Annotated in this window: 9 protein-coding genes and 1 tRNA gene; 6 read left to right on the top strand and 4 right to left on the bottom strand. The window is 60.7% G+C overall.

Features of this window, described 5'->3' with window-relative positions; all coding sequences use genetic code 11:
* Nucleotides 1-336: 336 nt before the first annotated feature.
* From ANTHELSMS3_RS12980 to ANTHELSMS3_RS12955, 6 genes are all read left to right on the top strand, one after another.
* Nucleotides 337-2601, top strand: coding sequence for an acyl-CoA dehydrogenase (locus tag ANTHELSMS3_RS12980; protein ID WP_094037108.1), 2265 nt, complete (start codon nucleotides 337-339; stop codon nucleotides 2599-2601).
* Complete coding sequence (locus ANTHELSMS3_RS12975; protein WP_094035231.1) at nucleotides 2598-3896, top strand: acetyl-CoA C-acetyltransferase; 1299 nt, start codon at nucleotides 2598-2600, stop codon at nucleotides 3894-3896. Before ANTHELSMS3_RS12980 ends, ANTHELSMS3_RS12975 begins: the two co-directional genes overlap by 4 nt.
* Nucleotides 3893-5968, top strand: coding sequence for a 3-hydroxyacyl-CoA dehydrogenase NAD-binding domain-containing protein (locus ANTHELSMS3_RS12970; protein WP_094035230.1), 2076 nt, complete (start codon nucleotides 3893-3895; stop codon nucleotides 5966-5968). Before ANTHELSMS3_RS12975 ends, ANTHELSMS3_RS12970 begins: the two co-directional genes overlap by 4 nt.
* Nucleotides 5961-7796, top strand: coding sequence for an acetyl-CoA hydrolase/transferase C-terminal domain-containing protein (locus ANTHELSMS3_RS12965; RefSeq protein WP_254694733.1), 1836 nt, complete (start codon nucleotides 5961-5963; stop codon nucleotides 7794-7796). Before ANTHELSMS3_RS12970 ends, ANTHELSMS3_RS12965 begins: the two co-directional genes overlap by 8 nt.
* Nucleotides 7797-8027: 231 nt before the next feature.
* Complete coding sequence (locus tag ANTHELSMS3_RS12960; RefSeq protein ID WP_094035228.1) at nucleotides 8028-8555, top strand: DUF421 domain-containing protein; 528 nt, start codon at nucleotides 8028-8030, stop codon at nucleotides 8553-8555.
* Entirely contained in the window at nucleotides 8545-9786 is a 1242-nt protein-coding gene (locus ANTHELSMS3_RS12955) for a cation:proton antiporter (RefSeq protein ID WP_094035227.1), read from the top strand. The genes ANTHELSMS3_RS12960 and ANTHELSMS3_RS12955 overlap by 11 nt, the downstream gene beginning before the upstream one ends.
* Nucleotides 9787-10217: 431 nt before the next feature.
* On the opposite strand, the gene ANTHELSMS3_RS12950 is transcribed toward ANTHELSMS3_RS12955, so the two are convergent.
* From ANTHELSMS3_RS12950 to ANTHELSMS3_RS12935, 4 genes are all read right to left on the bottom strand, one after another.
* Nucleotides 10218-10292, bottom strand: a tRNA-Glu gene (locus tag ANTHELSMS3_RS12950).
* A gap of 136 nt (nucleotides 10293-10428) precedes the next feature.
* On the bottom strand, nucleotides 10429-12183 hold the full coding sequence (gene recJ, locus ANTHELSMS3_RS12945; protein ID WP_094035226.1) for a single-stranded-DNA-specific exonuclease RecJ: 1755 nt from the start codon (nucleotides 12181-12183) through the stop codon (nucleotides 10429-10431).
* A 112-nt stretch (nucleotides 12184-12295) separates the two neighbouring features.
* Complete coding sequence (glpX, locus tag ANTHELSMS3_RS12940; protein ID WP_094035225.1) at nucleotides 12296-13270, bottom strand: class II fructose-bisphosphatase; 975 nt, start codon at nucleotides 13268-13270, stop codon at nucleotides 12296-12298.
* 250 nt (nucleotides 13271-13520) lie between these two features.
* Nucleotides 13521-14807: a homoserine dehydrogenase gene (locus tag ANTHELSMS3_RS12935; protein WP_094035224.1), complete on the bottom strand. Its 1287-nt coding sequence runs from the start codon at nucleotides 14805-14807 to the stop codon at nucleotides 13521-13523.
* Between the last annotated feature and the right edge of the window lie 100 nt (nucleotides 14808-14907).

Below are 14907 nucleotides of genomic sequence, written 5' to 3'. Positions count from 1 at the left end.
TGTGTTGTTTACCAGCGAAAACCGTTTCTTGTTGTGAACACGAAAAACTGAAATTGGTTCCTTGGCAATTCGATCCATGTCTCCCTCTCCGGCAGGCCTGTATCGAAACGGACGCCCCTGTCGTGACCGGGGCTCTGATTATGTGATCGCGCCCACTAACGCGGACCGATACCGAATAGTCGTCCGAAAAAAACGGCAACGCCGTTCGCTGTCTGTGAATTGGCAGGACAATCGGGCGCCACATTTGCACCCAGAACTGTACCGAGAACTGGCATGTGTCCGACCCTGTTGCGGAACTGGTGCCGCCGGCTGTGCGTTGCACGTTTGGAGGCACCCATGCTCAGTACACGCTCAAAATATCTGACCAAACCGATTTACAAATGGGCCAAGGCCGTATTACCCGCCCTGTCCCAAACCGAAAGCGAGGCGCTGACCGCAGGAGAGGTCTGGTGGGAAGCTGAGCTTTTCTCCGGCAACCCCGACTGGTCGAAATTGCATGCGGTCAAGGCGCCGAAGTTGGATCACGAGGAACAGGCGTTTTTCGACGGTCCCTGTCGCACCTTGTGCGAGATGATTGATGACTGGCAAATCAACCAGCATGACGGCGATTTGCCACCCGAGGTCTGGGAATTCCTGCGCGACAACAGGTTCTTCGGCATGATCATCCCGAAATCCTATGGCGGGCTGGGCTTTTCCGCCTTTGCCCATTCGGAAATCGTACGTTTCATATCGACACGGTCTGTCGCTGCCGCAGTGACGGTCATGGTTCCCAACTCTTTGGGGCCGGGCGAATTGCTGCATATGTTCGGCACAGATGCGCAAAAAGACCAATGGCTGCCGCGCCTTGCTGATGGCACAGAGTTGCCCGCCTTTGGGTTGACGAGCGCCGAGGCAGGGTCGGACGCGTCAGCAATGACCGACGAAGGCGTGGTCTGTCACGGACAATGGCAAGGACAGGAGGTGCTGGGGATACGGCTGAATTGGGCCAAACGCTATATCACGCTGTCGCCCGTCTGCACGGTGCTGGGATTGGCGTTCAAGTTGCGCGATCCGGATGGTTTGCTGGGGGACACCAAGGATATAGGCATTACCTGTGCGCTGGTCCCGACGCACCTTGACGGTGTCGAAACCGGCCGGCGCCATATCCCCTCATCGACAATGTTCATGAACGGTCCGACCACCGGCACCGACGTATTCATCCCCATCGATCACATCATCGGCGGGCAGGATTACGCCGGTAAGGGCTGGATGATGTTGATGTCGGCGCTGGCCGCCGGACGTGGGATCTCACTCCCGTCGATGGGCTGTGCGGCGATTGCGTTCAGCGCCCACACCACGGGGGCCTATGCCCGTATCCGCCAGCAGTTCAATCTGCCGATCGGAAAGTTCGGCGGTATTCAGGCCCGTTTGGGGCGGTTGGCGGCGGACGCCTATGCGATGGATGCCGCACGTCATCTGACCTGCGCCGGTCTGGACGAGGGCCGCGCGCTCTCAGTGATTTCCGCGATCATGAAGGCCCACGCGACCTTTCGTATGCGCGAGGCGGTCAATGACGCGATGGATGTGCATTCCGGCAAGGCCGTTATCGACGGTCCGTCGAACTACTTGCTGCCGCTGTACCGCGCGGTGCCCATCGGAATTACCGTCGAGGGCGCGAATATCGTAACCCGCAGTCTGATCATCTTCGGCCAGGGGTCGATCCGGGCCCACCCGCATATGCTGGATAATATGTTGGCCCTGCAAGAGGATGATCCGCAAATGTCGTTGGAGATGTTTGACACATCGCTGTGGGCGCATGTCGGCCACACCACAAGGACGATTTTCCGCGCTTGGGGTCGGGCGCTGACGGGCGGACGGTTCGCCCCTGCCCCGGATGCTGGTGCGGCAACCCCCATCTATCGTGAACTGTCGCGATGGTCTGCGGCCTATGCATTGACGGCGGATTTCTTGTTCCTGACCTTGGGCGGTGCCCTAAAACGCAAGGAAATGATCAGCGGCCGTATGGGCGATATCCTGTCTGAAATGTATATCCTGTCAGCGGCCCTGAAACGCTGGCAGGATGAAGGTCGCCAAGAGGCTGATCTGCCCTTGCTGAATTACGCAGCCGCGACCGCGTTTCAACGCATCCAGTCCGCGCTTGACGACGTGATCACCAACCTCCCCGCCCGCTGGGCCGCCTGGGTCTTGCGGTTTCTGACATGGTCCCGCCAGCGACGGCAGGGTCCGGATGATCGTTTGACGGTTGCCTGCAGTGAGTTGATTTACCAACCCTCCGCCACGCGAGACCGGATTGTCGGCGCTGTGTTCGAGGGCTGCAACCGCGACGGCGTCGGCACGCTCAACACATGCTATGCCATGGTGGTCCAGATGGCTCCGGTGATGAAACGACTACGCGAGGCAGGCAAAACCCCGCCAGAGGCTCTGGCAGAGGGGCTGATCGGCGAAAGCGAGAAAGCAGATATTGACAGGATGACCACGCTGGTCGCCGAAGTGATCGCCGTGGACGAATACTCGGCCGAGGAGCTGGCACGACTGTTTCCCGACGCCTCACCAACAACAGACGACGGAAACGATCCCTCAACGCAGGAGGCCGCGGAATGACCGACAATAGCCAACAGCGCGTTTATCTGATTGACGGTGCACGCACCCCGTTTCTCAAGGCGCGCGGACGCCCCGGCCCCTTCACCCCCGTCGATCTGGCGGTGCAATGCGGTCGGCCGTTATTGGCGCGGCAACCCTATGATCGCGACCTGTTCGATCTGGTGATCCTTGGTTGCGTCAATGTCATCGCTGACGAAATGAACCCGGCCCGCGTGGCGGCGCTGCGTCTGGGCCTGCCAGAGAAAACTGTCGCCTTTACGGTGCAGATCAATTGCGGGTCAGGCATGCAAAGCATCGACACCGCTTACCGATATATCCGCTCCGGCGACCACCAGATGATCCTTGCAGGTGGAACAGAGGCGCTGAGCCACGCACCGCTGACCCTGCGCCAGTCGGCGGTCGAATGGTTCGGGCAAATGAACGCCGCCAAGGGGCCGCTGGAACAGGCCAAGGCATTGGCCGGGCTGCGACCAGAGTTCCTGAAGCCGGTGATCGGTCTGGAACGCGGTCTGACGGATCCAATCACCCGTCTGAACATGGGCCAGACCGCCGAGGTGTTGGCGCATCGGTTCGGCATCGACCGCAGAAGCGCTGATACCTACGCCATGCAAAGCCACCACCGCCTTGCCGCGGCCCAGGCCGATGGCTCGCTGGACGACGAAGTCATGCCCGCCTTTGACCGCGACGGCACGGTGTACTCTCAGGACGACGGCGTGCGGCCCGACAGCGATTTGGACGGGCTAGCGAAACCGAAACCAGTTTTCGAAGAACCGTTTGGCCAAGTCACTGCCGGGAACTCCAGCCAGATCACCGATGGCGCAAGTTGGTGCATCCTGGCCTCGGAACGGGCGGTGGCAGATCACGGCCTTACTCCGTTGGCTCAGATCGTCGACAGCGAATGGGCCGGTCTTGACCCGTCGATCATGGGTCTGGGTCCTGTGCTGGCTGCCACGCCTATGGCTCAGCGCAATGAGTTGGGCGTAGATGACGTCGACCTGTGGGAATTGAACGAAGCCTTTGCCGCGCAGGTGCTATCCTGTCTTGCGGCGTGGAACGACGACGCGTTCTGCCAAGACGTGTTGGGTCTGGACAGGGCGTTCGGCCAGATTGATCGCGACCGGTTGAATATCGATGGTGGTGCGATTTCGCTGGGCCACCCGGTCGGTACCAGCGGCAATCGGATCGTCCTGCATCTGGCAAATGCCATGAAAAAACGCGGTGCCAAACGCGGCATTGCCACGGAATGCATCGGCGGCGGTCTTGGCGGTGCGATGTTGTTGGAGGCTGTGCAATGAAGGCCGAAGTTCTGACATTTCTGGGCGAAACCAAGCTGGAATTGGGGGCTGCCGGAATTCCTGACGGCAACTGGCGGACAGGCCGCGATGCAAACGGCATCCTCTGGCTGGCGCTGGACAGGGCCGGCACCGGAACCAACACCGTGTCCGAGGACGTGATCCGCGAATTGGACGCCCACATCGCCGCTGCTGAGACTGATCTGCCAACCGCGCTGGTGATCCGGTCGGCCAAACCGTCCGGGTTTGCCGCCGGGGCGGACATAACCGGCTTTGACAGTTTGTCCGACACGGGCGCATCCGGCTTGTTGAAGCAGGGTCATGATGTCTTGGATCGGATAGAGGCGCTTACTTGCCCGACGATATGCGTGGTGCATGGTGCCGCGCTGGGGGCGGGTTTTGAAATCGCGCTGGCCTGTGACTACCGCATTGCGGTGGATGGCGCATCGTTCGGCTTTCCCGAGGTTTTGCTGGGCCTGCATCCCGGCCTTGGCGGCACGTTTCGCCTGCCCGCGACGATCGACCCGACCGAGGCAATGACAATGATGCTGACCGGCAAGACCGCACATACAGAACGCGCAAGGTCTCTGGGTATTGTCGATGTCGTGACGCAAGAACGGCATGTGGCCGCCGCTGTGGCTGCCGCCGCCGATGGTACGATCGAAAAGCATGAGCAGGGTCTGAAAGCGCGCGCGCTAGGATTCGATCAGACACGCGGCTTCGCAGCACGCCAGATGCGCCGCCAGATCGAAAAGAAAGCGCCGGAGCATCACTATCCTGCCCCCCATGCGCTGATTGATCTTTGGGAGGAACACGGCGGTGACCGCTCCGCCATGCAGCGCAACGAGATCATCAGCTTTGCGGCCTTGCTGAAAACCGAGACCTCGCGAAACTTGCGCCGGGTGTTTTTTCTCCGTCAGGGGTTGAAGGACGCGGGGCGAGGCACCGATGGCATCGCCCATGTTCATGTGATTGGTGCCGGGGCGATGGGTGCCGAAATCGCGGCTATGGCTGCTATCAAGGGCAAGACCGTCTCGCTGGCGGATTTGGATCCTAAGGCGCTGGGACAGGCCATAAAACACGCAGCAGGCATCTGCCGGGACAACCATTTGGACGACATCGAAAGCCGTGATGCGCTGGATCGGTTGATGCCCGATCCCAACGGCTATGGCGTCGCTCGCGCAGATCTGATTATCGAGGCCGCGCCCGAAGAAATGGCGATCAAGGAAGCGATCTACGAAAGTTTGCGCGGCCGGATGAAGGACGGCGCAATCCTCGCTTCCAACACATCCAGCTTGTCGGTGGATGAGCTGGCGACAAAAGCACCAAATGCGGCAGATTTCGCCGGTTTGCATTTCTTCAACCCGGTGTCGAAAATCGACCTGGTGGAGGTGGTGAAAGGCGCCGAAACCTCTGGCGCAACACTGGACAGATTGGCGGCCTTCTGCGGCGCTATCGGAAAATTGCCCGCGAAAATAACCGACTATCCGGGCTTTGTCGTCAACCGCGCGCTGACCCCCTACCTGATGGAAGCCATGGCCCTGATGGAAGAGGGCGTATCAAAGGAAGTCATCGACACCGCCGCCCTTCGGTTCGGGATGCCGATGGGGCCTGTCACGCTGGCCGATCAAGTGGGCCTGGACATCGGGCTACATGTGGCGGAATCGCTGCGGGAAAACATCGACAAACCGATGGCCCCGATCTTTGAAACATTGCGAAAAAAGGTCGCCGCCGGAGATTTGGGAAAGAAATCAGGCAAGGGATTTTATGATTGGTCCAACGGCCCGCCGAATCCGGACGAGGATTTGGAGAATGCCCCGGACGACCTGACCGACAGATTGATCCTGCCAATGCTGGATGCCCTGGTCGAAGTGCTTCGGTGCGGTGTCGCGCAAACCGAGGATGACGTCGATGCTGCCATGATCCTCGCCACTGGCTGGGCACCGTTTCGAGGCGGGCCGATGCACTATGCACGTCTCCGCGGCACAGAAAATATCGTGGCCCGACTGAAAGAACTGGAAGCCACCCATGGCCCCCGGTTTACCCCCGATAAAGGGTGGCTGGACCTTGTCTGACCGTCCGCGCCTTTTCAGCGATCCAGATATTGCGGCGGGCGCGATATTCGACGCTGTCGGCGGAGAAGTTCGGCTTGCTTTGCCGCTTGGGCTGGGCAAGCCCGTTCCCTTGGTCAATGCGCTGACCCGTGCCGCCATTGCCGATCCAAAGCGCAAACTGTCGATCTTCACCGCGCTGACGTTGCAACGCCCGGTCCCCGCGACGGACATCGAAAAACGATTTCTGGAACCAGCGATGGACCGGCTGTTCGGGGCCTACCCCCCGTTGCTCTATGCAGAGATGATCCGCGACGGCACCCTGCCGGACAATATCTCAGTGTCGGAATTCTTCTTTCAAGCCGGGATATGGCTTGGCACAGCTTATGCGCAACGCCAATACATCGCCGCAAATTACACCCATGCCCTGCACGTCCTGATCGCGCAAAAACCCAACGTGCTGACCCAAGCGATGCCGCGACAGGAGGGGCGGTTCAGTCTGTCGTGCAACGCGGACATTTCCGCCGATCTGTTCGCACGGCGGCGCGCAGGCGCAATGGATTTCCTTGCCGTGGCAGAGGTCAACAACGCTCTGCCTTTCATGGCTGGCCCGGCGGAAATTGACGGCGACGAGATCGACATGGTTCTGGAAAGCGACCCATTCGAGCTTTTCTCGGCGGTGCGCCGACCAGTCTCTGACGCGCAATACGGCATCGGCTTGCATGTCTCGCGGCACATCGTTGACGGCGGCACGATCCAGATCGGCATAGGCGCGATCGGCGACGCAGTGGCCCATGTGTTGATGTTGCGTGATCAGGCCGCACTGGAGGACATCTGGTCCGTTGCACCTTTTCCTCTGTCTGGCGACGGCACCGCGCCTTTCGACAAAGGTCTGTATGCGGTGACCGAAATGCTGGTTGGCGGTTTATTGGCACTGTTTCAGGCTGGCATCATCCGCCGCGAGGTCGATGGCGCGTCAATCCACGCAGGCTTTTTCGTCGAAGCGCGGGACATGTATGAGCAATTGCGCATGATGGACCCGGAACGCCGCACAAAAATCCAAATGATGCCCGTCAGCTTTACCAATGCGCTATACGGCGATGAAGATGCCAAACGTGCCGCCCGTGTCCACGCCCGCTTTGTCAACGGCGCAATGCAGGTCAGTCTATTGGGCGATGCAATGTCGGATTCCGCAAAGCCCGGTCAAGTGGTCAGCGGCGTCGGCGGACAGTTCAATTTTTTCGAACAAGCTTTTGCGCTGGACGACGGTCGGGCAGTGTTGACCCTGCCCGCGACGCGCACCAGCGGTGGCAAAGTGACGTCCAACATCGTCTGGCAGTTGCCGTTGACCACGGTGCCGCGTCACATGCGCGATATCGTGGTCACGGAATATGGTTCGGCAGATCTGCGCGGCCAGACTGATGAGCAAGTAATCCTGCGCCTGATCGCCATCGCCGACAGCCGTTTTCAGGACGACTTGCTGCAAAAGGCAAAAGCCGCGGGCAAAATTGCCGCCGACGCCTCAGTGCCGGCCGCCCATCGGACCAACACGCCTGAGAAACTAAGGGATTGGTTGACCCCGCACCGGAAACATCTGCTTCCGGATTTTCCACTGGGAACCGATTTTGACGACATCGAACGAGAGCTGCTGCCCGCCCTTGGCAGATTGGGCAATGCGGCGGGCAATTCCCGCAGCCTTGCCGCCCTGATGTGGCATTCGGTTATGAGCGCGCCACATCCGCGCGAAAGCGACGCCATGCAACGCATGGGATTTCGAGCAGAGCCAACTTTGACAGAACCGCTGCAAGCGCGCGCCTTGCGAGGCGCATTGCGAATTAGCGGACAAAGCTAGGAGGCTGGGACGATGCCCTTTCCCGCTATTTGTCCGACCTCACCAGCTGTCGGGACACATCTCGGCGGCAAAGCGACTGGAAAAAACGGCTTTGATGCCAAAAATAATGCGCCTCCCATTGGCACCGGCAAGTGCCAACAGGACGTTTTTCAAGAGCACCACTGACAGAAAGCAGACCCATGCCCAGCCCCCGGTGACAACGCCGAAACGACCGAACAGAAGGAGAATGGAATGTTTTTTGAAGCACCCGTCGTCGACGCTATTGCCAAAGGTGCATTGCTGAGCGGGATCGGGCTTGCCTGGATCATAGTGCTGGTTCGCATCGTCGGGCTGCGGTCGTTCTCCAAATTGACCAATTTTGATTTTGTCATGACAATCGCCATGGGGTCGCTCCTTGCGGGATCATCGCAATCACAAGAATGGATCGGCTTTTTGCAGACAGTGACGGCGATGGCCTGCCTGTTCGCCGTTCAATATTCGGTCTCCCGGCTTCGAAGATGGTCACCGCGTCTAGACTCGCAGGTTGAGAATACGCCGGTCCTGCTCGTGAAAGATGGTGCTGTACAGCACGATACCTTGCGGGCAACCCGCGTGGCCGAGGAGGATCTGATGGCAAAACTGCGCGAAGCGAACGCGCTTCATTTGTCCTCTGTTCGTGCCGCGGTGCTGGAAACGACTGGCAATATCTCGGTGCTCTACGGTGAACGGATGGACGAGGCGCTGTTGAAAGGTGTTGCCCCGGTGAAACATGGACGTTGACCCGTTCTTCGGCTTCGAAACATATCATCTGACACTGACGGTCGTCGGATTTCTCGTCATCCTTGCCCTTTGGGTTCCAAGGCTCGTATCTTCTCGTGAACCGGCCTACGCCCCTATGCTGATCCTGTTTGGTGCTGTGGCTGCCCTGACAATACCCGGATTGCCCACACCGCCTGATCCGCGCAGTAGCCCGCTGCCGTGGGAGGTCATTGCCGAGATCACCGTCATCGTGGCGCTGTTTGCGGCGGGCTTACGGGTGGACAGGCTTCGACCGTGGGGAAAATGGCTTCCGACCATGCGGCTGCTTCTCGTTGCAATGCCGTTGACGATCGCGGCGGTTGCCTGTCTGGGCGTGTTCCTGGGTGGATTGACAGCAGGCGGTGCCGTTCTGCTCGCTGCCGTACTGGCCCCCACGGACCCGGTTCTTGCTGCCGACGTCCAGATCGCACCACCTCATGAGGGAAACGAGCACCCGGTGCGCTTTTCCCTGACCACAGAGGCCGCCTTAAACGACGGGTTGGCGTTTCCTTTTGTCTATCTTGGCCTGATCGTCATGGCACAGGGGTTAAACCCGGATTCGTGGGGCCCGCATTGGGTGATGGAAGACGTGATTTATCGGATCACTGTCGGAACCGTGATGGGCTGCGCCGGGGGATGGCTGTTGGGGCAGATCCTGTTCAATCTGCCCAAACGCACCCGCCTGGCCGACACCGGATCTGGGGTAATTGCGATGGCAGGGGTGTTTCTATGCTACGGCTCAACCGAATTGGCGGAAGGCTACGGGTTCATCGCTGTGGCCACGATGGGCCTGTCGCTCAGACGTGTCGAAAGCGAGCATGAATACCATCGGCATCTGCACGATTTCTCGGAATCCATCGAACACGCCCTGACCGCTCTGTTGTTGATCGCGCTTGGCGCCGTACTGCCTGCCCTGTCGGCCGATCTGGACTGGAGCCATGTCGCCATTGCGCTCCTGCTTATTCTGGTCGTTCGGCCGTTGGCTGGTTGGGTATCGTTGACAGGATGCAAACTCGCCCGACAGGAACGTGCGATCGTCGCAATCTTCGGCGTGCGTGGGATCGGATCAATTTACTATCTGGCTTTTGCCACGAGCCACACCAACCACGATAGCCTGTCCGATCTTTGGATCATAACGGCGCTGACGATCTTTCTATCGACCATCCTGCACGGCTTCTCGGTGGGATGGAGCATGCAAAAGATCGGCAGGTGATCATCAGCCTGCTCGTTTCGGTAAATGACGAAACGTGAGCGTTTCCAGCCACTTACACGTCCAGTCCGGTAACTGCCTGTTCGTTGGAAGGCATGCTAAGAAATCGCCACGCGACCAGATCTTATTAGTTGATCATTCTACGTCCGTGCCGCCCTTCGAATGAAATCTGCGGGCTGGCAACATGTCCGTTGCAGACGGGACAGAAGCTCGTCTGCCGTTTCGTTGGCCAGAGCGAGAAATCGGAAAAATCGCCCTGTTCTCCATACCGTCGCGTCCGATTGACATACAACGGACATGTCGGAAACAAAACCATTGCCACGGTCAATTGGTTCCCCGCCCGAAGACCTTCACATATCGCCGTAGTCTGTCACGCACAATGAACGTGAACATCTGGGATAGCAGAGCACGAAAGCGTGTCGAAAAATGGAAAGTGGCAGCCCGTAGGGGAATCGAACCCCTCTTTCCAGGTTGAAAACCTGGCGTCCTAACCGATAGACGAACGGGCCACTCTGATACGCAGCAGTATCGGCTTGTGTGCCAGCCCTGCGGCGTGAGGCGGGTTCTATGAAATGCGCGCGATGCTTGCAAGCGGAAAATGCAGATTTCTCCGACCGTTTTCCACCCCCCGCAAAAGAGGTTCCCTCACGCGGTCCGCGCCGCCGGAGCAGCATCGTCAAGGCGCAATTGCACCGTAGATCGACCCTGCCAGAAATTGATGTCCAGCTTGCCGGCAAGGTGAAAGCGCGCGCCGCGATGGGACTCCAAAGCCGGTCCCAACGGGCCGTCAAACGCGGAAAACAGAATTGCATCCAGCGAGGCCCCAATTCCGTCTGAAACTGTCAGCTTGAGATGCGCGCTGCCCACCCTCTTGACATAGCGGATCTGCATGTCCGGCAGCACAAAACGCGGCCCCGGCACCGCCGCCCCGAACGGTCCGGCGCTTTCCAACAGTTCGACCAGTTCAACGCTGGCCGCGCCGGGCATCAACAGGCCATCAACCCGCAAATCCGCAGCACCGCCCTGCCCTGCGCCCTGCCGCTCCAGCAGTTCGGACAGGCGCGCCATCGCGGGTTCCAGCTGATCGCGCATCACGGTCAGCCCGGCGGCCATCTTGTGCCCGCCCCCCTTGACCAGCAACCCTTCGGCCGCCAGCCGCTGGATCGCGGCGCCAAGGTCAACGCCCGGCACCGAACGCCCCGAGCCTTTGCCCTCGTCGCCGTCAAATCCGATCACAATTGAGGGACGCCCTGTCTGCTCTTTCAGACGCGAGGCGACAATACCCACGACACCGGGGTGCCAGCCTTCCTTTGCCGCCCAGACCAATGGCATGTCCAACCCGCGCGCCTCCGCCTGCGCCAATGCAGCCTCGCGAACGGCCCCCTCGATCTCGCGCCGTTCGGTGTTGAGCAAATCCAGCTGTTCGGCCATGGCCTGTGCCTCGACCGGGTTGTCACAGGCCAGCAACCGAGCACCTAGATCCGCCTTCCCGATCCGGCCACCCGCATTGACACGCGGCCCCAGAACATAGCCCAAATGATACGCCGCAGGCGCGCGTTCCAGCCGGGCCACATCTGACAGTGCCACCAGTCCGGGCCGCGCCCGGCGCGCCATACTCCGCAACCCCTGATGCACAAAAGCGCGGTTCACACCTTTGAGCGGTGCCACATCTGCCACTGTGGCCAGCGCCACAAGATCCAGCGCGGCCATCAGGTCTGGGCCCTTTGTTCCCGCGTCGCGCAATTGCCGACCAGACTCGACCAGCATCAAGAACACCACCGCAGCGGCGCACAGATGCGCCAGCGCCCCATCTTCGTCCTGACGGTTGGGATTCACGACCGCCAGCGCATCTGGCAGAGTCTCCCCCCCAAGGTGGTGGTCCAGCACGATCACTTCTGCCACCCCCTTGGCCGCGGCAATCGGGTCATGCGACAGTGTTCCGCAATCCACGCAAATGATCAGGTCATGCGCCTCGGCCAGTTTCCGCATTGCGGGGACGTTTGGCCCATAGCCTTCGTCGATCCGATCGGGCACATACAAGGTCGCCCGCTGTCCCATTTGCCGCAGCCAGTCGATCAGCAGCGCCGCCGAGGTGCCCCCATCCACGTCATAGTCGGCAAAGATGGCAATCCGCTCGCGCCGGGACACGGCCTGCAAGAACCGCGCCGCCGCAGTTTCCATGTCCTTAAGGGAACGCGGATCAGGCAAGAGCGCCCGCAATGTCGGCGCCAGATAGTCGTCAACGTCCTCTGCCGTCACACCCAAACGCGCCAGCACGGCGCAAAGAGCGTGGGCACGCCCTGTCCGCTGTACCAAACTCTCGGCCTGCCGCGTCTCTTCCGGGCCTGGACCCACCCAGCGCCGCCCGGTCAGACTGCTCTCCACCCCCAGATAGGACAAGGCTTCTCCCGGTTTCTTTTCTGTTCAAATTCCCACGGGGGACCGCCCGCAGAGGCGGCGCCCCCCAAAAAAACGCGATTTTACGACGACAAACCGCCTCCGCTCGTGTCGATCAACCCTGCGGGTTGAACGGGTTACGATAGTTCATACGCCGCACCGATCCGGTCTTGGACCGCATCAGCAAAGTCTCGGTGGTGATCCAGCCGACTTCGCGCTTGATGCCGGGCAACAATGTTCCGCCCGTAACCCCGGTCGCGGCAAAGATCACATCCGCCGTCACCATCTCGTCGCGCGTATAAACCTTGTCCAGATTGGTGATTCCGGCCTTGGCTGCGCGTCCGCGTTCATCGTCGTTGCGGAACAATAGACGTCCGTAGATCTGACCGCCCATGCACTTAAGTGCCGCAGCCGCCAGCACGCCTTCGGGTGCCCCGCCGGATCCCATGTACATGTCGATGCCGGTCAGATGCGGCTCGGCGCAATGCATCACGCCGGCCACATCGCCGTCGGTGATCAGACGGATCGACGCGCCAGTGGCGCGGACCTCGACGATCATCTCTTCATGCCGGGGACGCTCCAGAATGCAGACGGTGATGTCGGACGGCAAACAGCCCTTGGCCGCCGCCAGCGCCGCGACCCGTTCTGCGGGCGACATGTCCAGCGTCACGACGCCTTCGGGATAACCCGGTCCGACGGCCAGCTTATCCATATAGACATCCGGCGCGTGCAACATCGACCCGCGCGGTCCCATGGCAATCACGGTCAGCGCGTTGGGCATGTCCTTGGCGGTCAGTGTTGTGCCTTCCAGCGGGTCCAGCGCAATGTCCACGCCGGGGCCGTTGCCGTTGCCCACTTCTTCGCCGATATACAGCATGGGGGCTTCGTCGCGCTCCCCCTCGCCGATCACCACGACGCCTTTGATATCCAGTTTGTTGAGCTGCTCGCGCATGGCGTTGACAGCGGCCTGATCTGCGGCTTTCTCATCCCCGCGCCCGATCCAGTCAGCGCTGGCAATGGCGGCCTGTTCGGCCACGCGGGCAAGGCCCAGGGAAAGCATTCGGTCATTGAAATCAATTGGGGTGGACATCGCCGTAAATCCTTCGTGAGAGCCGCGTCTCCTGTTGAGTACCCCGTGCCGGGACAAAGCCGCAAGGGGATAGCGGGGTCGCGACCGTACAGCTGTGGTGGATGCACGGCCCCTGCCCAGTGAACCGCCCCTTTGGCAAAGGAAGGTCGACAGACACTTTTGCCCGGTCCATGACCAAACATGCCCAGAAAGGCCAGACGCCCCGACGCAATAATTGAACCTCGCCTGACGCACCCCGCGCCGGTGCGGATCAGACCTCTTCGATCCGCAACGCGACCGGCGATGACATCATCACACCGGTAGCCTCCATACCGGCCAGCGCCTGATCCAGTGCGGCGCGCGTGGTGCGATGGGTCACGATCAGAACCGGGGCGCTGTCGTTTGTGTGATCGTATTGCCGCATCCGGTTGATCGACACGCCCGCCTCACCCAATGCTGTGGCCACCTTGGCAAGCGCGCCCGGCTTGTCCGCCAGCGCGGTGCGCAGGTAGTAGGGCGCCGGGGTCGAGACCATGGCAGGCACAGCCGGCTTCAGCGCCCCTGCAGGCCTGCCAAAGGTCGACACCCGCAATCCACGCGCAATGTCCATGACATCGCCCATGACGGCGCTGGCGGTCGGGCCCTCGCCCGCCCCCGCACCACGCATCACGATCTGACCAACCTGATCGCCCTCGATCACCACCATGTTTGTGCCACCCTGCAACTGACCCAGCGGCGAATTGGCAGGTACAAGACAAGGTGCCATGCTCTGCTCCAGCCCACGACCCGTCATCCGCGCCACACCCAGCAGTTTGATCCGGAATCCCATGTCCGCTGCCTGGCGGATGTCCTCGATGGTAACGCTGCCGATCCCTTCGAGCTCCACGGCGCTGAACGCCACCTGGGTGCCAAAGGCAATCGACGACAGCAATGACAGCTTATGCCCCGCGTCAATCCCGCCCACATCCAGCTGCGGATCCGCCTCCAGAAAGCCCAGCCCATCCGCCTCGGCAAATGCCTCATCGTAGCTGAGACCGCCATCCTCCATCCGCGTCAGGATGTAGTTGCAGGTGCCGTTCATCACGCCCATGACGCGCTCGATCTCATTGCCGGCCAGTCCTTCGGTCAGCGCCTTGATGACCGGGATACCCCCGGCCACAGCCGCCTCGAACCGCAGTACTGCGCCGGTGGATTCCGCCAGCTCTGCCAAGGCCTGGCCGTGATGGGCCAACATCGCCTTGTTGGCGGTGACCACATCCTTGCCCGCCTTCAGCGCCGCCTCGACAGCGGCCTTGGCCGGTCCATCGCTACCGCCCATAAGTTCGACAAAGACATCCACGTCATCGCGTGTCGCCAGTGCAACTGGATCGTCTTCCCATGCGTAAGACGCCAGCGACACGCCGCGATCCTTGTCCCTCGTCCGGGCGGACACGGCGCTGATCTCGATGGCGCGCCCGGCGCGCTCTGCCAAAAGGACCGATTTCTGGCGCAGGATCTTGACGACCCCGGTGCCCACGGTCCCCAGACCGGCAATACCAAGACGAAGTGGCTGGGACATGGGACGGGCTCCTGTTTTGCCTGGATCAAACACAGCCCCGGTTATCGCCAAGCAGCCGCAGGGACAAGAGCATGCAACGCACGGTCAGCCGTTGGACCGC

This window comes from Antarctobacter heliothermus (genome assembly GCF_002237555.1).
Classification (GTDB): Bacteria; Pseudomonadota; Alphaproteobacteria; order Rhodobacterales; family Rhodobacteraceae; genus Antarctobacter; species Antarctobacter heliothermus_B.
Note: the sequence above shows the minus strand (reverse complement) of the source record. Positions and strands in the feature narration are given on the sequence as shown.

Coding starts and splice junctions, on each gene's coding strand:
- ANTHELSMS3_RS12960 (WP_094035228.1), top strand. CDS start 8,028: ATGTTTTTTGAAGCACCCGTCGTCGACGCTATTGCCAAAGGTGCATTG.
- ANTHELSMS3_RS12955 (WP_094035227.1), top strand. CDS start 8,545: ATGGACGTTGACCCGTTCTTCGGCTTCGAAACATATCATCTGACACTG.
- glpX (WP_094035225.1), bottom strand. CDS start 13,270: ATGTCCACCCCAATTGATTTCAATGACCGAATGCTTTCCCTGGGCCTT.
- ANTHELSMS3_RS12970 (WP_094035230.1), top strand. CDS start 3,893: ATGAAGGCCGAAGTTCTGACATTTCTGGGCGAAACCAAGCTGGAATTG.
- ANTHELSMS3_RS12975 (WP_094035231.1), top strand. CDS start 2,598: ATGACCGACAATAGCCAACAGCGCGTTTATCTGATTGACGGTGCACGC.
- ANTHELSMS3_RS12980 (WP_094037108.1), top strand. CDS start 337: ATGCTCAGTACACGCTCAAAATATCTGACCAAACCGATTTACAAATGG.
- ANTHELSMS3_RS12935 (WP_094035224.1), bottom strand. CDS start 14,807: ATGTCCCAGCCACTTCGTCTTGGTATTGCCGGTCTGGGGACCGTGGGC.